This is a genomic window from Mycoplana sp. BE70 (assembly GCF_031455855.1).
Taxonomy (GTDB): Bacteria; Pseudomonadota; Alphaproteobacteria; order Rhizobiales; family Rhizobiaceae; genus Mycoplana.
In genome coordinates this window covers 362,027-379,619 of record NZ_JAVDTM010000006.1, presented here as the reverse complement: position 1 = coordinate 379,619, position 17,593 = coordinate 362,027, and the positions used below count along the sequence as shown (strand labels likewise).

Annotated in this window: 12 protein-coding genes and 1 pseudogene; 1 reads left to right on the top strand and 12 read right to left on the bottom strand. The window is 58.9% G+C overall.

The window, feature by feature from the left end; translation table 11 throughout:
- Positions 1-903 precede the first annotated feature (903 nt).
- Complete coding sequence (locus J2Y48_RS13925) at positions 904-2,388, top strand: hypothetical protein (protein ID WP_310418836.1); 1,485 nt, start codon at positions 904-906, stop codon at positions 2,386-2,388.
- 26 nt (positions 2,389-2,414) lie between these two features.
- Here J2Y48_RS13925 and J2Y48_RS13920 read toward each other — a convergent pair whose 3' ends face one another.
- The 12 genes and pseudogenes from J2Y48_RS13920 to J2Y48_RS13865 all read right to left on the bottom strand — a co-directional run bounded on the left by J2Y48_RS13920 (position 2,415) and on the right by J2Y48_RS13865 (position 17,584).
- On the bottom strand, positions 2,415-3,629 hold the full coding sequence (locus J2Y48_RS13920; protein WP_310418831.1) for an ROK family transcriptional regulator: 1,215 nt from the start codon (positions 3,627-3,629) through the stop codon (positions 2,415-2,417).
- A gap of 44 nt (positions 3,630-3,673) precedes the next feature.
- A complete protein-coding gene (locus J2Y48_RS13915) occupies positions 3,674-4,540 on the bottom strand; it encodes an NAD(P)-dependent oxidoreductase (RefSeq protein ID WP_310418828.1) in 867 nt (288 codons plus the stop codon).
- A 16-nt stretch (positions 4,541-4,556) separates the two neighbouring features.
- Positions 4,557-6,284: an ABC transporter ATP-binding protein gene (locus tag J2Y48_RS13910; protein ID WP_310418825.1), complete on the bottom strand. Its 1,728-nt coding sequence runs from the start codon at positions 6,282-6,284 to the stop codon at positions 4,557-4,559.
- Complete coding sequence (locus tag J2Y48_RS13905; RefSeq protein ID WP_310418906.1) at positions 6,274-7,383, bottom strand: ABC transporter permease; 1,110 nt, start codon at positions 7,381-7,383, stop codon at positions 6,274-6,276. Before J2Y48_RS13905 ends, J2Y48_RS13910 begins: the two co-directional genes overlap by 11 nt.
- Positions 7,384-7,466: 83 nt before the next feature.
- A complete protein-coding gene (locus J2Y48_RS13900) occupies positions 7,467-8,453 on the bottom strand; it encodes an ABC transporter permease (RefSeq protein WP_310418823.1) in 987 nt (328 codons plus the stop codon).
- Positions 8,454-8,457: 4 nt separating this feature from the next.
- Positions 8,458-10,575 (bottom strand): hypothetical protein, encoded by a 2,118-nt coding sequence (locus J2Y48_RS13895; protein ID WP_310418820.1) that lies wholly within the window; start codon positions 10,573-10,575, stop codon positions 8,458-8,460.
- A gap of 142 nt (positions 10,576-10,717) precedes the next feature.
- On the bottom strand, positions 10,718-12,652 hold the full coding sequence (locus tag J2Y48_RS13890) for an ABC transporter substrate-binding protein (RefSeq protein WP_310418903.1): 1,935 nt from the start codon (positions 12,650-12,652) through the stop codon (positions 10,718-10,720).
- Between the two features lie 1,090 nt (positions 12,653-13,742).
- A pseudogene (locus J2Y48_RS13885) lies at positions 13,743-14,196 on the bottom strand (helix-turn-helix domain-containing protein); the annotation flags it as partial.
- 267 nt (positions 14,197-14,463) lie between these two features.
- Positions 14,464-15,741, bottom strand: a complete 1,278-nt coding sequence (locus J2Y48_RS13880) for an FAD-binding oxidoreductase (protein WP_310418817.1) — start codon at positions 15,739-15,741, stop codon at positions 14,464-14,466.
- A 67-nt stretch (positions 15,742-15,808) separates the two neighbouring features.
- Entirely contained in the window at positions 15,809-15,937 is a 129-nt protein-coding gene (locus J2Y48_RS13875) for a hypothetical protein (RefSeq protein ID WP_310418815.1), read from the bottom strand.
- Between the two features lie 83 nt (positions 15,938-16,020).
- Positions 16,021-17,424, bottom strand: a complete 1,404-nt coding sequence (locus tag J2Y48_RS13870) for an amidase (RefSeq protein ID WP_310418812.1) — start codon at positions 17,422-17,424, stop codon at positions 16,021-16,023.
- Entirely contained in the window at positions 17,417-17,584 is a 168-nt protein-coding gene (locus tag J2Y48_RS13865; RefSeq protein WP_310418809.1) for a hypothetical protein, read from the bottom strand. Before J2Y48_RS13865 ends, J2Y48_RS13870 begins: the two co-directional genes overlap by 8 nt.
- Positions 17,585-17,593 lie beyond the last annotated feature (9 nt).

Sequence of the window (17,593 nt, the reverse complement as noted above, 5' to 3'; positions counted from 1 at the left end):
CGTCAGCCCATCATGTTCGGCCAGCTTCTCGGCCGCCAAGGTCGGTCCAAAATCCGCATAACGTTCGCGCACGATCGCAACCGCATAATCGCGCATGCGCGCCCAATGACATCCGGCGCGCATCATTGCGGCAAAAGTCGACGCTGCAGTCCAAACCTGCCAATCGTTTAGGGCGCATCGAGCAAATTACGAACAGAGGATATTGTAATTGGAACATTCAGGTCGGAACTAGCTAATGCTTCAATTACACTAAATATACATTCCGCGTCGCCTGGATCATGATAAATATCTTCTCGCAATTTTATAGCATCCTCCCACGCCTCCAGATCCGCAGTACTTACTCTATCACTTAGGAAACCAGTTAATACATTAGTGATGCCCCTCTTGTAGATTATGTAAGGCGCACCGCGAAAATCGCACTCGAACTGAGATAGTCTTTCTATACATTATGCGGTCTTCAGCCACGATGCTTCTCCATCAATTAATCAATCAGGTCTCGAGTTGATTTCGCAGAACCGATTGAATTATCACTAGATCTGTTATCGCTAGGTCTCTCACTAGGCCGGCTATCAATTCCAACTTTTGCATTTGAACCGTCGGCCGCCCGCGACCAACCCTCAAGCCGGCTACGCCATGGCGCTGCCCATCCTCGAGAGGGGAACAGCTGTTGTGGCGGCAATGGGAAACCGCCATGTGCATCAGCTGAGTGCACTATGTTCAATGGTTGAGCGTTTGGGGGGTAATTCTGTGGAGATAATCCCGCTCTTTGCGCTCGTTGGTCATGCTGACAGGAGCGTCCGGCTTTCCCGCAATAAACGTGTCCGTCATGGGAAACTCCGTGTTTATTTCTCGACCGATCTGCGAGACAGTGCACCCAAGTTATTCAGATGTTTCGGACATATGATGACAGACCCTTATCGACTGCTAGGCGTAAAGCCTTTCATCAATTGTTGCGGCACGCGCTCGGTACATGGCGGAAGCCTGATTTTGCCGCAGGTTCGCGCAGCGATGGAGGCAGCATCGCGCCAGTTCGTCAACATCGACGAGTTAATGGAACGAGCCAGGCTGCGCATAGCGTCACTTACAGGCGCTGAGGATGGACTAGTTACGGCAGGCAGCGCCGCAGCGATCGCCATCGCCACCGCCGCCGCGCTAGCCGGCAATGATCCAGTGAGAATGCTGCGCCTTCCGCACGAACTGCCACGCCGATCGCAAGTAATGATGCTTAAGGGTCACAGGTTTCCCTACGATCAGGCGATACGCATGACACGAGCCGAAATCGTCGAGATCGATTCCGTTGCCGACCTGGCGGCAATCGACACATCGAAGATCGCCATGATTGCCTTCTTGGCGTCCCGCTACAGCACAGCCACGGTGTCGTTGGAGCAACTCGTCGAGTTCGGACATCGCCACAGGATACCGCTGCTGGTGGATGCGGCTTCGCTGCCGATCCGCCGACCCGACGCATGGTTGGCGCGTGGCGCTGACCTTGTCGTTTACAGCGGCGGCAAACTGCTGCGAGGTCCGCAGACGAGCGGCCTGCTACTGGGCCGCAAGCAGCTGATTGACGCCGCTTGGGCCAATTCGCCGCCACACCGTGCCTTCGGCAGGCCGATGAAGGTTGGCAAGGAAGAGATCGTTGGCCTGGTCGCTGCACTCGAAGCCTGGTTCACCCGTGACGAGGCCGCCGAACGAAACCTCTGGCAAAGCAGCTTCGAGGCAATCGCGGCGGCGATCGCGTCCGTGCCGGGAGCAACGCTGCAACAGATCGCGCCTGACGAAGGCGAGGACGCCCCGCTGCTGCAACTGACCTGGGCTGGGGCGCTGCACGGTCTGGAACTTCGGCGCAGATTGCTCGACGGCCAGCCACGCATCATGCTGGACGATGTCTCGGCTGGGCCGGGGAGAATCAGGCTGGAAATGGTCAACCTTCAACCTGGAGAGGGTGAAATCGTCGGAACCGCCATAGCCACAGCCTTGTTGAAGCCCGTCATCGAATGTTACGAAGCGCAATTGCCAGATGACCTGTCTGGTAGTTGGGAATTCGAGGTGCAGTTTGCCACCCATTCGAGGACCCACCGCGTCTCGCTGGTGTCGAGCACAGCTGGAATTACCGGTTACCAAGACTCTGAGGCATTCAGTGGACCGGTAAAGGGCGAAGTTCGGGGAGCAACAATTCACCTTGTTTTCGAGGCCGAGTATGAGGCAACGATTATCGTTTATCGCTTCGCGGGCATGTTGGCAGACGGGAAGTTGGCGGGCGAGGTGATGCTAGGCAGTTGCACCCCGCACAGCCGGGGCGAGGTCAATTGCAGACAATACGGCTATGCGAAATGGCGCGGCAAACGGGCCGAAGCTATGACAAGAAGCGATGACATCGGCCTATGAGCCCAGGTCGTTTCAGGCATTTTCCCTCAAGCACTTGGCACGTCAACGGCGAGATCGATCAGCGAGAATTCGCTCCGAATGGAGCTGACACCAAACAGGTCCCCGTGCAACTGATTGAGCCCCTCCCCCAAGGCTCCGACCAGCGTCGCGCGATTGCCAAGGACGCTGGCCTCCACAGGCACGTGACGCGGCACCGATCGCGGTAGAAGCGCACGCACACGCTCGACCAATTCGACCCGCATGCCGATACTGCCGCCAAGCACGATCATTTCGGGGTCCGTCACCGCCTGAACGGCGCTGATGGCAAGTACCAGGAGCCTCGCCGTTTCTTCGATTGCCGCCTCAGCAGCCTTGTCGCCTGAGGTGAGGGAAGCGAAAATCTGTGGCACGCTGGCACTTTTGTCCCCGCCGTAGCCCCTGTAGCGCCGAATGATAGCTATACTGCTGACCGCAGTCTCGAAAGTCCCATTCTCGAAGCCGGCGGGATCGAAAGGGTCGCCTCCAAGCGGCAGGTAGGCTATTTCGCCGGCGGCGCCACGCGCTCCGCGCAGCAATTGGCCGTCCGCCATGATACCCATGCCGACACCGGTGCCCAATGCAATGTAAGCAAAGTGCCGAACGCCCCGCGCTACCCCCTGCCAGTACTCGCCCCGCGCTCCGAGATTCACGCCATTGTCGATCGTGAGTTCAAGTTCCAGCTCACGTTGAAGCTCATCGACCACATTGATGTCGTTGAGATGCTGGATGCTCGACGCGATTTCGATGATGCCGGACTTCGGATCGACAACACCTGGGCTGCCCATCACGCCAAGACGGATCCGCGACCGATCTATATTGGAGGAGGTCAGAAGCGATCGGAACAGTCGGCCGACTTGAAGCACCACCTGATGCCCGCCACGGCCATCCGTCGCCTCGGCAACCTCGGCAACCACATGGCCGCCGAGATTGGCGAGCGCCATCTGTACACGTGTGCCGCCGAGGCGAATGCCAAGCACGAAGGCGGCATTCGGATTGATTTCATAGGTCGGCGCGCTGCGGCCCACCGGCCCCTGCATCTTGCCGCACACCTGCAACCAACCTTCGCGCTCTAGCTCCAGAACGACTTGCGTGGTCGTCTGCCGGGACAGACCGGTTAGCTTGGCCATATTCGCGCGCGAGGTGGCGCCCTCGCGCATGATCGCTTCCATGATCGAACGGACAGAAAGCTGCCTTGCTACAGGTGGGATCTGTGTTTTTGTCATGAGTTGAAATCAGCCATCATCTTCCGCACCGGCAACTGACGGAGCTAGCGCTCCAGGCGGGCCAGCAGGCTCGACGTATCCCAGCGACTCCCGCCCATCGCCTGAACCTCGGCGTACAATTGATCGACGAGCGCAGTCAAAGGCAGCCTCGAACCATTTGCACGAGCTTCCTCCAGCACAATGGCGAGATCCTTGCGCATCCAGTCGACCGCAAATCCAAAATCGAATCTGCCAGCATTCATGGTCTTGTAACGGTTCTCCATCTGCCACGACTGCGCCGCACCTTTCGAGATCACTTCGATGACGGCTTCGATATCCATGCCAGCCTTCTTACCGAAATGCACGGCCTCCGCCAGTCCCTGTACGACACCCGCAATGCAGATCTGGTTCATCATCTTCGCCAATTGACCCGCTCCGGATGGACCAAGCAGTCGGGCCGCTTTGGCGAAGCTCATGATCACAGGCTGCGCAGCATCGAAGACCGCCCGCTCGCCACCAACCATGACCGTGAGTTGGCCATTTTCGGCGCCCGCCTGCCCGCCGGAGACCGGCGCGTCAAGAAACCCAAAATCCGCAGCTTTGGCGGCGGCGGCAAGTTCGCGCGCTATCTCGGCCGAGGCCGTGGTGTGGTCGACAAAGATCGCCCCCTTTCGAACGCTCTTGAACGCCCCCTGTTCGCCCAGGGTAACCGCGCGGAGATCATTGTCGTTGCCGACACAGGCGAACACCACATCCTGGCCCGCAGCAGCTTCCGCAGGCGTCATGGCGAACTTGCCACCATGTTCTGCCACCCATTTTTCCGCCTTGGTCGTGGTCCGATTATAGACGGTCACCTCATGTCCATTGGCGCGGAGATGCCTCGCCATGGGATAACCCATCACGCCGAGGCCAAGAAATGCTGCTTTCGCCATCGTCCAAATCCTTTCGTCAGTTGTGTGGGGCGTCGAAGCGTATCCGAGCACTCATCCGCTTATGTCGAGGATCAGGATGCGGAACAGCTGAAATCAATGCCTGGGTGTAAGGATGCGAGGGCGTCGTGCATATTGTCTCCGCAGTGCCAATCTCGACGATCTGGCCGCGGCGCATGACGGCCACCCGGTCGCAAAAATAGCGCACGACGCTGATGTCGTGGCTGATGAACAGGAAGCTTAGTCCAAGCCTCTGCTGCAATTCGAGTAGCAGGTCGAGTATCTGGCTTCGGATCGACACGTCCAGAGCCGAGGTAGCTTCGTCAGCGATCACGATGCGCGGGTTTAGGGCCAGCGCCCGCGCGATTCCGACGCGCTGACGCTGACCGCCAGAGAACGCATGTGGATAGCGTTCCATCGCCAGCGGATCGAGCCCCACCATCGCCAGCATTTCCGCGACCCGCGCTTCCATGGCTTCACCGGAAGCTATCTTGTTGACCACCAATGGGTCCCCGACGATCTGCTTCACGGTCATACGCGGATTGAGTGAGGCGAACGGGTCCTGAAAGATCAACCTTATGTCCTGGTGCACGCGGCGAAGGGCCCGCTTATCAAGGCCTCGAACATCGATGCATTCGCCTGACTTCGGTTGATAAGTCACGGCGCCGGAGGTGGGCTCCGTCACCCTAAGTATCAAACGCCCCAGCGTCGTCTTGCCAGAACCGCTCTCTCCGACGATGCCCAGGCTTTCTCCGGACATCAGATCGAAGCTGACATCGTCGACTGCCTTGACTTCACCCGTCATTCGGCTGTGGAACAGTCCCTGACGGGGTTGATACGTCTTGCTAAGATTGCGCACGGAAAGGATCGGGATAGACGTACCGACAGTCGGTACCGTTTTCAGCTGCGACGTCCGCTCGAGTTTGAGCACCGAACTCAGGAGCCGCTTGGTGTAGGGATGCTGCGCACCGTGGAACACTTCGTCGACTGTCCCGGCCTCGGCGATCCGTCCGCGATGCATCACGGCCACGTCGTCTGCGACCTCCGCGACAACGCCCATATCGTGGGTAATCAACAACGTCGCCATGCCAAGTTCCCGCTGCATGCGGGAGATCAGATCCAGCACTTCGGCCTGCGTCGTGACGTCGAGCGCGGTCGTTGGTTCATCCGCGATCAGTACTTCCGGATTACAGGCAAGCGCCATTGCGATCATGGCTCGTTGCCGCATGCCGCCGGAGAACTCGAACGTGTAGCGGTCGATGTTGTGCTCCGGATCTGGAATTTCAACCTGCCTTAGCAACTCGATTGTTCGGTTCCTGGCTTCCTGTCGCCCCATTTCGAGGTGCAGTTGCAGTACCTCTACGATTTGCGCACCGATGGTGTGGACCGGCGACAGCGAACTCATCGGCTCCTGGAAGATCATGCCGATGCGGCGACCGCGAATGGCGCGAATTGCTTCACCGCGTGGATTGAGCTTGGCGATATCGGCGGAGCCCGCAACGCCATTGAGGTGAATGCCACCGGAAACAATGCGGCCCGGCGCATCGATTAATTGCATCATGGCGCGTGCAGTAACGCTCTTGCCGGAACCGCTTTCGCCGACAAGGCAAAGCGTCCTGCCCCTTTGCAGCGTAAAACTCACATCGCGCACGGCGGTGAAAATGCCTGCGCGTACCGCGAACTCGACAGTGAGGTTGCGCACATCGAGGATCGAAGCGTTTGTGACAGGTGTGGAGTCAGTTGCCATAGGGGTCCGCCGCGTCACGCAGGCCATCGCCGAGGAAGTTGAACGATAGAACGGAAACCATCACCGCCAGAGCCGGCCAGATCAGCAGCCAAGGCGCATTGGCGATGGCGCGAATGTTCTGCGCATCCTGCAAGAGCACGCCCCAACTCACCACAGGCGGTTTCAATCCTATACCCAGGAAGGAGAGCGAAGTTTCCGCGATGATCATCGCCGGTATCGCAAGGGTCACCATCGCGAGCAAATGCGAGGTGATCGACGGCAACATGTGCCGAAAGATCAACCGCATCTCACTTGAGCCATCCAGGCGCGCCGCAGTGACGAAATCCTCTTCCCGAAGCGCGAAGAATCGCCCGCGCACTTCGCGCGCCAACGACGTCCAACCGAGCAGGGACACGATAGCCGTGACGGTGAAATAGACGAGCGCCGGCGACCACGACAGCGGTATGGCAGCAGCCAGTCCCATCCACAACGGTATGGTTGGCATGGCGCTGACGATTTCGACCACTCTCTGGATAACTGTGTCGATTGCGCCGCCGTAATAGCCGGAGACGCCGCCGAGAAAGATACCCAGCACGAGGCTGATGACCACCCCAACCAGTCCGATCGAAAGCGAGATGCGCGTGCCGTAGATCAGGCGACTGAAAAGATCCCGCCCGATTCGGTCGCTGCCCAGGAAATACACTGTCTGGGTCGGATCGGTCGGTCCAAGGAAATGCACATTGGTCTCGAACAGGCCCCAGAGTCGATAGGTCTCGCCAGCGACCAAAAAACCAAGAGGGATGATCTTCTCCGGGTCGACTTCGAATGTGCGCCGCATCGCCTGCTCGTCCACCGTGATCTTGTAGCCGGCCGCATGCAACTTGAATTGCCAGGAACCGCTTGCGTCGACAACGAACATATTGATGCCCTGCGGCGGCGCGTAGGTGTATTGCGGCCTAGTCATGTCCGGGCCATATGGCGCAAGGAACTCGGCAAAAATCGCGACCAGGTAGAACAGTACGATGACGATCATTGACGCCATCGCCACTCTTTGGCGCCGGAATCTCCAAAGCAGCAGCGTCCATTGGCCAGCCACGGCCGACTTCACGCCAGCAGCCATGACTAACTGCGTTTCGGATTCTACGGGTTCCACAAGTGTACCGTCGCCCAGCATTTGCAGTTCCTCGTGATCGGGATGAGCGGTCATTGCAGTCGTATCCGCGGGTCGAGTACGGCAAGAAGGACGTCGGAGATCAGCATGCCGACGAGCGTGAGGACGCTCATTAGAAGAATGAATGCACCTGCGAGATACATGTCCTGGCTCACAAGGGCACGCAGCAGCAGCGGCCCGGCCATCGGCAGGTTGAGGACAATCGCCGTAATGGTCACACCCGAGATCAGTGCCGGCAGAACCCACCCGATCGTCGAGATAAAGGGGTTCAGCGCAAGCCGCACAGGATAGCGCATGATAAGCGTAAACTCGCTGAGACCCTTAGCGCGCGCCGTCACGACATATGGCTTGTTCAGCTCATCGGACAGATTGGCCCGCATCACCCGGATCAACGCCGCAGTGCTGTTCGTGGCGATGACGACTACGGGTATCCAGAGATGTAGGCAGAGGTCCCAAAACTTGCCCCAGCTCCATGGCGCGCCCTGATACTCTTCGGAAAACAGCCCGCCGACATTCTGGCCGAGATACTGGTAGGAGACGTACATCAGGACAAGCGCCATAATGAAAGTCGGGATAGCGAGCCCAACAAAACCCAGCAGCGTGAACAGATGGTCGCCGATCGAATAGCGGCGGACCGCGGAATAGATGCCGATCGGTAGCGCGATCGCCCAGATCAAGATCAGGCTGAGCAGCGAAACCAGCAGCGTGGTGCCAAGCCGCTCCCAGATTAGCTTGCTCACCGGCTGCCCCCAGTCGAAGGACCAGCCGAAATCGCCGCGCAACAGAATGCCCGATACCCATTTCCAGTATTGGACGATGAATGGTTGATCGAGCCCATAAGTAGCCGTTAGCTTCGCAATCGTCGCCGGGTCCGGTCCCTGCCCTGAATCGGCCATGGCCGATATCAACGATGTCAGAAAATCCCCCGGTGGCAGCTGGATGATGAAGAACGAGATCATCGACATCCCGATCAGGGTCGGGATCATGTAAAGCAGCCGTTTGAGGATAAATTTCAACATTCGGTCAGCTGCCAAAATCAATCAGAACGACTTCGCTCGCAGCAATCCCCGGCACCTCGATTTCGAGTCGACCGCCTTCAATGCGCGTAGTTGGCACGGCTTCCGAAACCAGGAGCCGCACCGATGCGGCTCCCACCCCGTCCGCCAATGCTACGGAAACCAGCTGCCTGCCGACCGCGATGATTTCCCGGACCGGTCCCTTCATCATCATCGGGTTGGTGAGGTTGACAAGGTGAAGACAAAGCTTCCCATCGCCCTCGAGCGTAGCTATGTCGAGCACGCCCTGACCTTCGATCTCGACGCGTGGTTGCCTGCCGAGCGCCCAGCGCACCGAATTCTTGAACAGGATCGAATGGTCGAGGTTGAGCACGTCCCAAAATATCTCGCCGAGGTTCCAGGGAAAATACACGACCCGCCCGCCACCCTCAAACTGCCGCGTGATCACGGCCGGGTCCGAGGCCGCCTCGCGCGGATAGATTTCTTCCATCGGTAAATCCGGGAACGCAGGGATGAACCGGAACGGAACCTTTGCGCCAGCCCCATCATGGAGTTGCACCGCGATCTGCCGTGTGCCTGCCATGATGCGTTGCGCGTCACCAAAACCCCGCTGCAGTGCATGCTCCTCGCCGCTGAGCGCCATATAGGTGTTCTTAAGCGGTCCAAGGGTCTCGCCGACTACGCTCGCCCCGAACAGTTCTGCCAGCCCGAAATCCGACCGTCGCGTTCCCCACTCGTCATAGAGCGAGGTCTCGAAGCTAGCGACCAGGCTTCCGCCTCGCTGCACGTAACGCGTCAGGCTCTCGCACTGCTCCAACGACAGGAAGCATGCATTAGCCACCACGATAAGCTTGTAGCGATCAAGAGCCGCATCGCTGAGGTCAAGGTCGGAATGAAGGTCGAACGGAAGCCGCGCCTCGATCAATGCATGATATAGGCCAAGCTCGTGTCCCTCCGCGTCCTCGCGATCGTCGGGATGCCAGCTTCGCAGTGTCGTACTCGGATCGAGCATAGCGATTTCGGCCGTTGGATGCAGCGAGCCTAGATCCTTCTCGAGCTTGGCGTGCAACCGAAAGCTTTCGGCAATCGGCGCCACCCAGCGGCTGTCCGGCACCTTGCCGTTGAACTTGGTGAACCAGGGTCGCAACCCATGCGCCATCCCGTCAATCATCCACATCCGGATCTCTTCCGGCGATTGCACGGAATCCTTCCAGCGCCATTTTTCCTCGACTGAGGTCGAGGTAATCAGACCAATCGGTCGGTCGCCCATAGCACCACGCATGCGTTTGCCATCACGCCCCGCCGACCAGATCGGGATGACGCCCCTTCGTCCTTGATGGTCAACAAACAGGATCGGACAGTAACTTTCGACCTCGTCAAGGTCGAAATCCAGCATCGACGAATTGCCGATATTGGGGATGAAGCGCCCATGGGGCCGCTCGCTGGCGACGACGCCATTCCAGTGGTTGATAAGGTCGGTAAGCGTTCGGCGCGACCAGCCGAGCCAGGCCTGCCAAACAGGATCGTGCGGGTCGCGTTCACGCGGCAATTCGTAGCCAGTCTTGGCTTTGAAATCGCTGCTGCAATGGGCGCAGTAGCAAACGCCATGTCCCGCCCAGCGGTTGGCGAACACCGCGTCAATATCGTAATTCGCCGCGACCTCCCGGATCACTTGGCTCATGAAGCTGCGATTGTAGTCACCCCAGGCGCAGGTGATATAGGCGCCGGGAAATGACCAGTGTTTCCTGAGCGCGCCCTCGGCGGTAACCGAAATCCATTCCGGATGCGCTGCCGCCACATCGGCATGTACCGCATGCGGATCGACGCGGGCTACGACATGCATGTTCCGCGCCCTGGCGCCCGCCACCAACTCTCCGAAGGGATCGCGGCCGCCGATGAAACGACTGACGTGATGCAGCGGAATCTTGCTGGGATAGTAAGCGACATAGCCTCCGGCGGAGAGGCAGGCAGAATTGGATTGGGTCTCGTCGAAAATCCTGAGCCAGAATTCGAGATCGTAGGTCTGCGGGTCATCCTCGACCAGTGTCAGCTGCGTCCAGCGCGTCGCCGTCTCGTACCATGTGGACGAGCGCAAACCGCCCGTTGCCCTGAATGTCTCGTTCATCTGCGGTTCCAGATCAAAGAATTGAGCTACTGCCGGAAGTTGCGGACCTGTTCTCGGCATCGTGGACATGCCTCTCCCATGCGGGCGGGGTCGCGGTGAGAAGGCTGTCAGCCGTTTGATGCGAATGGCAGCCTGCTTGCGATTATGCCTTGAAATACTGCTCCGGATTGGTCGGCGCGGGCGCGGGGTAGCCGAAGGAGTTTAGAATCTTGTCCGGGATGTTCCGCATGTTGTTCTTGCGGATTCCAAACCCCTCGTTGGGAGTCTTGATGCCGATCGAATAGAACTGGTCTGCTGCGATTTCGAGTATCTGTTTGAAAAGCTCCACTCGCTCGGCATCGTCGACCGTGCTCTTCATCGCGTCATAGAGCTTCAGCGCGTCCTGCACCTGCTGTGGTGGCTCGACCGCATTGGCCGCATTCTTGTCGCCGTACCAAATCTGCCAGCCCGGAGCGTAGAAGGCGTTGTCGTTGAATGGCACGAAATAGCGCGGATCGAGGAGGGCAGCGAGGCCACCGCCGCCGCCGAAGCGGTTCGTGGTAGCGTCGTAGTCCATGTTCTGGCGGATGCGGACTTCCCACAGCGAGCGATCCATCAGGCGCAACTGGCCGTCAATGCCGGCCGCCTTCAGCATCGGCATGGCGAGCTGAAGCATGTCGACGATCGCTTGGCGATTCTGGTCGGTCTCGAACACGATCGTCACGCGACGACCGGACGCATCGAGGCGATAGCCTTCGCTGTCTTTCTTAGGCACGACCTTATCGAGCGCCTCGTTGGCCTTGGCAAGATCGAACTCAGTAAATTGCGTCGCCAGCCTCTCATTGTAGAGCGGATCGCCCTTGCGGATCGCCGCGTGTGATGGGACGCCGATGCCGACGAACACGGATTCGATCAACGCTTGGCGGTCGATCGCCATAGACAATCCGGTCCGGAAGTCCTTGTTCGAATAGAGCTCTGCCTTGACCTTATCAGGGTGGGTCATGTTGAGGCAGATCACCATGTCGTTCGGTTCGGTCGGGATCATCGTGTAGAAATTGTAGTCACCCTTGGCCTGCCCATCGTACAACACCGACTTGTTGGTTGTCGTGCCGATGTACTGATCTATCATATCGATATCGCCTTGGAGCGCCTTCAGGAGTAGCACCTGGGCATCGGCGACGAGCGCGTAATTGATCGCATCGAGGTACGGCAGCTGGTTACCGGCGGTGTCGACCTTGAAATAGAATGGATTTCGCTCGGCAACCGCGTTCTCCGTGCTCTCGCCTGGTGCAACCTTCATCTTCCATGGGTGGACGACCGGAATCTCGCTGTTGAGGAAGAAGTCATCTTCAAGCGCCGCGCCGGACTTCTTCTGGAACAACTGCACCCAGCCAGACATTCCCTGGGCGGCTGCGAGCTTGTCGGCATCAGGATTATACTTGGGCAGAAATTGGCTGAGATAGTGCTTGGGAAACCGGGCGGTCTGATCGCTGTCGGCCCAAGCCAGCAATAGCAGAAACAGCCCATTCGGGCTTTTGAAAGAGACCTTGAACCTCTGGTCGTCGATCTTGCTGAAAATGGCTTTGTCGTCGCCAACGATCAGGTGATCCTGGTTGGTTACTTCGATATCCGGATTCATGAATACGTCCTCATACCAGAACATGACGTCCTCAGTGGTAAAAGGATGGCCATCCGACCACTTCATGCCCTTGCGCAGTGTGAAGGTGAACTCGGTCCCAGCCTCATTAGCTTCGTAGGCTTCAGCGACGTTCGGGACGATACCGCTCCATTCCGGATTGTAACGCACCAATGGTTCATAGGCCTGGTATCGGAAAAGCATCGAGAGCGAACCACCGCCGACAATAGCGCTTCGCCAAGTGCCGCCATACTTGCCGATTTCGGTCAGCGGGGTCACGACCATTGGGTTTTCGGGCAGCCGCTCGGCCAATGGCGGCAGCTTGCCAGCGTCAACCAGCGCCTTCAACATTGGGGCCTCACCCGCGGGTGCCGCAGCGAGCGCCGGCGAGAAACCGGCCGCCGTTGCCGCCAAAGCTGCAGATGAAACACCAAGGAAAAATCGACGTGAAATCGGATTCATAGCACTAATACCCCCCTGTTTGCGTCCAACATAGTCGGCCGTTTCTCGCATTCGTTTGGGCGGCGCTCCTGTTTGCTGCTTGCGGCAAGAAGCATGCCGCTCAAACTCAGCTTCCATTCCAAGGTCAGCGCTTACCTAATGGTAGGGTTCCCTACGAGGATTTGTCAATGGCCTTGACTTATATCTCGCATTTTTCGTCGAAAATGCACGAATGATGGAGTGGTGCCTGACTATTTCTCGGCGGCCCTGCTGCGTGCAACTGCTTTTTGTCCATCCCCGTTACAAATATTGTCGCGGGGGACGTGGTCGAGAGGGCCAAGGCCGAATGGGGGGGGTGACGCTGGATTTGGATCTAGTCTTTAGATATCTACCCTGATCGGTCGATTATCGGCAGCAGGCTCCATGGGGCACTGCCAGCTTCGTCGAAGCCCACAAGCTCGAATATGGCGCTTGCCTACGCCTTTTCAGGTCAATACTCGTCTTTGTCCCTGCCCTGCCGAAGCCGGGAGCGGGCTGGAGCACCTCTGTGGCCGTGATCCGGCCACGCTTTGACTGACATCGGCGCAGGCAGGTGCGAAGAGCCAGGAAAAAACGCGCTGTAGGTGGACTTCTCGAAATACAGTTCCTGTGTCTGCGGAGATAGGCCAGCCCACACTCTCTCCGATTATCGGGCCAGCCCCGCCTGACGTCCGAAATACTTCCGCTACCTCATTGCCAAAGAATTCCCGTATGAGGGTCTGGATGAGGTTGATCGGAGCCGGGAACAACCGAAGAGCGCCTGCAAGACGAATGATGTTGGGCAGTATCCCTCTCCAATAGCCGCTTTCCTCAACGAAAAACGGGACCATATCGATCACGATCAGAGCCGTTCGACGTGGATCGACAAATTCATACGCATGGCGTCGCCCGCGCCTCCGGCGAAGTACTCGTAATCGATACCGTGCCACGAGCCAATGGAGCGCGGGAACGGGTCGGTCGGAACTGACTAAAACACCAGAACGCGCGAGGGCCTAAACGCGGGCAAGAAGTGCGGTCGCAGATATCGATGGATGGTTAGAGTGTAGGCCATCCACGATCGACTTCAACAGCCGCGTCTTGCCGACACATCGATCTGCACCAACTCGCCACAGGCCTCACGGCGCAGCCGCGGTTGATGGAGCGTCCGCCGCTGCTGGCGCGACAGCCAAAGGCCGGCCCCCGGACATCCAGCTGCGCGATGTCTCGCGCGACACATGCAATCCATCGCGCGCAGCAAGCTTCTCGGCCGCCAGCGTCGGACCGAAATCCGCATACCGTTCGCGCACCAGCGCCACGGCGTAATGCCGAACACAGTCACTGATCCGGTTGTTCGACGGCCGACCGACCGCCTTGTGCCGAATCCACGCCGCACCGCCAATGCTGATCCGCTCCAATTGCCGCCGGACCTGGCCCGTGCTCAGGTTGAGAACATGCGCTGCCGTCGCCAGCGTCATCCGGCCGGCGATCACCTTCGACAAAACCTCGATCCGCTGCAGATCACGCTCGCTCATCGCTATCAATCCCATCCGCAATCTCCCACGTCATCAAACGCGGAGAGTGTGACATTCTTACTTTGCAGATCTAGGACAATCTAACTTTGCGGCGACAGTGACGCATTTCAACATCTATCTTATGGAACTCGCCATCGTTATCGGTTGTCCTCGCGGCGCCGACCGGACTGATGCAAATCGCCACAGATCATCACGTTCACCGCTACCGACCGGCGGTGGAAATGAAGCATCGAGCCCGAGCGCAGCCATTGCAACTTGCTGTAGGCGCATGCTCGTTTGTGGCTACCGCCATCTGGCAAAGCGGCCTAGGGCAAAAGGTGCAAGGCTTACGATTGGACTACGCCCAGCCACGAGGTCGGCCACGAGACACGCTGTCATCGGTGCGGATGCCAAGCCTATATGCCCGTGGCCGAAGGCATAGACAATGTCCGCCGACAGAGAAGACAGGTCTATTACGGGCAAGCCGTCCGGGGTCGAGGGACGATGCCCCATCCACCGTGACACCGTGCGATCCTTGAGATTGTCGCGCACCGACGGATAGGTCGCGGCCGCCTGTTCCAGCAACACGTCGGCGCGACGCCAGTTGGGTGACGCTTCGACCGTGGCGATCTCCACCTGGCCCGCGATCCGCAAGCCTGCGCGAGTTGGCGTGTTGGCGGACTTGCTGTCGCTCGTCATGACTGGGATGGAGGGACCTGCACGCAAGGACTGCGCGACGACATGATAGCCCCGCTCGCTGCGCAATGGGACATTATCCCCGCAAGCACGTGCCAGCATGCGTGAATGGATGCCGGCACAGACCACCGCTGCATCACACGCGATTGGACCGGCATCGGTTTCTATTGCCTTCAGCCGTCCTCCCAAAACAGTGAAGCCGGTCGCGACTGCAGGCACAAGTTGCCCGCCCATCGCGAGCATATGATCCTTGATCGCCTCAACATATACGCCAGGGTCAATGCAATGCGCACCACTGGAAACAAAGGCACCGAAACCATACTGGGCGCCGAGCGACGGCTCGAGTTCATGCAGCGCGGCCCCCTCGAGTTCCGTCCACTGCACACCATTTTGTTTCCTCAGGCGCCAAGAAAGCTCATCACGCCCAAACGCATGACGGTCCGGATAAGCATAAAGCAGCCCGCTTGACACGATCATCTCCGGTCGACCGATCTCTTCGGCAAGGCGGCTATGTCGCGACGGTGCATCCGTTAGCAGCGATGCCAATATCCTTGCGGTGCGCTCAACCTTGGCTTCGGTGAATCCGGCCCAGATGAAGCGAAGCAACCATGGCAGCATGGCCGGAAAATGACGCCACCGGATCGTCAACGGGCCGTTCGAATCGAGAAGGTAGCCGGGCACCTTCTTCCAGGTACCGGGCACCGACATGGGAATCACAGAACCCGGACTTATCCACGCACCATTTCCGAAACTTGCCGCTTGCTCACCGCCAACAGGCCCGGGCTCGATCAGGGTGACGCGATGCTTCTCGGCTGCCAGCGCCGCGGCAACACAGGTCCCAACGATTCCGCTGCCAATAACTGCTATATGTTTGGTCATCATCATTCCGCGAATTACAATTCTGAGAGGACACGGGCAGTCTGCCGTATCGTGCATTCACTCACCCGAATGCCTAGCCCAGCCCGTCCGGCACGACGACATGGCCGTTACGGTTGGGGATCTTCTCCTCCAGCACATCCTCGGTCAGCACATGGTGGGGCATGTAGAAGAAGGGCCTCATTCTTTGTATGTAAGCCTTCACTGGCTTCTCCAAAAAATGCGCGCAAATCCGCTACCCGCACGAAGCTGGATGTGCGGGGTTGGTAGACTTGCTAAAGATGTGCTCTAGGCGGTTGCTGCAGATACGCTGCCCGGCCTCATCGAAGCGCAGGGCAGCAGTTCAAAACCGATATGCCGTTCGAGTCCCTCTGCGATATCGAGCAGAGCGGCTTCGCTTCCCCTGCGGCCGAGGATCTGCAACCCGATCGGCAGGCCTTCCTTCGAAAGGCCGCACGGCAGCGTCACCGAAGGAAGATGCAGGAAATTGGCCAGAATGTTGATGTTCAGGTCTCCCATGAAATAAAAGCGGTCGACTGCGGCCAGCTTGCCCGGCGGGTTCAGGGAAACGGGCAACGCCACGAACTCGACCCGGTCGAAGAGTTTTGTCGTTGCGTGGTAAAGCTCATCGCGCAGGGAGATGGCTGCCAAGTAGTCATCCACCCGGACGGCTTCCCCGGCCAGCGTCCTGGTGCGGAAAACGGTGCCATAGTCTTGGTAGCGCTCACGAACGGCTTCTGAGTGGTTCGCGGCAACCTCGGCCATCATGGCGACGGACGCGGCGGCATGGACGAGCTCCAGCGAAGGGAGGCGGACCTGTTCAACGCGACCGCCGCCGCCCTCGACCAGCGCGCCGACACCGTCGTAAGCCGCACTCACCTCGGCGTTGATACGGCCTTCCAAGCCCCATTCGGCTACGGCCATCCCAAGGCGGACCCCGCCGATGTCGCCTCTTCTGTATCTGGCGCTGGCACCTGTGGCATCAAAGGTCTGCTCGGCAACGCATTCATAGACCGCGCGGCAGTCCTGCGCATTTCGGGCCATCGGTCCGACGTGATCCATGGTTATGCTCAGTGGACGAACGCCGCGCTTGGAAATGGCGTCATAACCGGGCTTCAATCCGACGACGCCGCAGTGACCGCTGGGCAAGCGGATAGACCCTGCAGTGTCGGTGCCGATCGAGGCCAAGCAGAGACCCGCAGCAACTGACACACCTGAACCGCTGGACGACCCGCCGGGAAAGTATTCTGGATTCCAGGGGTTCCGGGCTGGCGGAAAGGGAAGGTCGAAGGAAGGGCCGCCGAACGCGAATTCGTGGCAGTTGGCCTTCCCGACGACAATGGCATCGGAAGCGCGTAGATGGGCGACAACGTCGGCGTCTTGTGCCGGCACTTTTCCGAGAGCGGAATGCGAACCGCTCGTCGTCGCAATTCCCCTGACGTCTATGATATCCTTGACCGACAAAGGTACCCCCGCGAGCGGGCCCAGCAATTCGCCCTTGTTGACCTTGTCGTCGATGGCACGGGCTTGGGCGAGTGCGCCGTCTGTATCGATGGATGTATAGGCGGACAGGGTCGCCTGGCTCGCTTCGATCCGATCAAGGTAGTGCCGAGTCGCATCAACGGCCGAAAGGCGACCACCTGATATGGCGCCTCTCAGCTCCGGAATCGTTAGAGTGCCGATGTCATTCATAATGGGTGTCCTCCCCCGACGGCACATCCTGCGCGACGGGACGCGCCGTCTTGACGAGGTCGATCATCACTTCCAAGAGCCGGCGGCCTCGTACGAGCTCGGTCTTCTCTTCATCGGTGACATGCGGGGGCAGTTCTGCCGGCCTATGACGCTCGATCATGCCAAGGGT

Coding starts and splice junctions, on each gene's coding strand:
- J2Y48_RS13890 (WP_310418903.1), bottom strand. CDS start 12,652: ATGAATCCGATTTCACGTCGATTTTTCCTTGGTGTTTCATCTGCAGCT.
- J2Y48_RS13910 (WP_310418825.1), bottom strand. CDS start 6,284: ATGGCAACTGACTCCACACCTGTCACAAACGCTTCGATCCTCGATGTG.
- J2Y48_RS13865 (WP_310418809.1), bottom strand. CDS start 17,584: ATGATCGAGCGTCATAGGCCGGCAGAACTGCCCCCGCATGTCACCGAT.
- J2Y48_RS13925 (WP_310418836.1), top strand. CDS start 904: ATGACAGACCCTTATCGACTGCTAGGCGTAAAGCCTTTCATCAATTGT.
- J2Y48_RS13900 (WP_310418823.1), bottom strand. CDS start 8,453: ATGTTGAAATTTATCCTCAAACGGCTGCTTTACATGATCCCGACCCTG.
- J2Y48_RS13920 (WP_310418831.1), bottom strand. CDS start 3,629: ATGACAAAAACACAGATCCCACCTGTAGCAAGGCAGCTTTCTGTCCGT.
- J2Y48_RS13880 (WP_310418817.1), bottom strand. CDS start 15,741: ATGATGATGACCAAACATATAGCAGTTATTGGCAGCGGAATCGTTGGG.
- J2Y48_RS13905 (WP_310418906.1), bottom strand. CDS start 7,383: ATGGCTGCTGGCGTGAAGTCGGCCGTGGCTGGCCAATGGACGCTGCTG.
- J2Y48_RS13870 (WP_310418812.1), bottom strand. CDS start 17,424: ATGAATGACATCGGCACTCTAACGATTCCGGAGCTGAGAGGCGCCATA.
- J2Y48_RS13895 (WP_310418820.1), bottom strand. CDS start 10,575: ATGAACGAGACATTCAGGGCAACGGGCGGTTTGCGCTCGTCCACATGG.
- J2Y48_RS13915 (WP_310418828.1), bottom strand. CDS start 4,540: ATGGCGAAAGCAGCATTTCTTGGCCTCGGCGTGATGGGTTATCCCATG.